The sequence below is a fragment of the Pedobacter sp. 05L430 genome (genome assembly GCF_056397585.1).
The window spans coordinates 1-907 of the sequence record NZ_JBFTNT010000570.1; the positions used below are offsets into that span (position 1 = coordinate 1).

Genomic DNA, 907 nt, shown 5'->3' on the forward strand with positions numbered 1-907 from the left:
CTATGATGTAGTATTGCCAAACGAGGTAGGGTATAGTTTGCCACCAGAAAATTTAAATTCAGATGTTACACAGGGATTTGATGGTTTAATTACCTATAGTAGCTCAATTGGTAAGGTGGATTTTTCAATCGGCGGTAATGCAACATTCGGCAGAACTAAAGATGATTATATATACAAACCACGTTTTGGAAATTCTTACGATCAGTACAGAAATGATAGAACTGGCCGTTGGCAAAATGTGAACTGGGGCCATCATATTTTAGGAAGGTTCCAATCTGAACAACAAATTAATGACTACCCGGTTAACATAGACGGACAAGGTAACAGAACGCTTTTACCCGGTGATTTAATTTATGAGGATTTAAATGGTGATGGAATTATCAACGCCATGGACATAAAACCAATTGGGTATGCAGAAGGGGCTTTGCCTTATTTTAATTACGGCATAAATGGCCGGGTTACCTGGAAAGGTATTTCACTTGCATTTGATCTGATGGGCGCGGGGATGCAGACCTACTTTAGAGATTGGGAATTGAAATTTCCATTTCAAAATAATGGAAACTCACCTGCTTATATGCTAACAGATCGCTGGCACAGAGCAGATCCATATAACCCTAATAGTCAATGGATCCCAGGAACATATCCTGCATTAAGGAAGGACAACACTGGACTATCTGTGTTTACCAGTCCGCTTAGTGGCAATAACCGAAATGATTTCTGGACGACCAATATTCGTTATCTGAGGCTGAAAAACCTGGAATTGGGTTATTCTTTCTCAAAAACCCTATTGCAAAAGGTAAATATCTCCGCCTTAAGAATCTATGTTAATGGCTCAAATCTGTTTTCTTTCGACAATGTAAAGGAATATGAAATTGATCCTGAGATTTCAGCGGGTAATGGATTGGTT

Annotated in this window: 1 pseudogene; it reads left to right on the forward strand. The window is 39.0% G+C overall.

Annotation, left to right across the window (positions count from 1 at the left end):
• A pseudogene (locus AC1DG9_RS27370) lies at positions 1–907 on the forward strand (hypothetical protein); the annotation flags it as partial.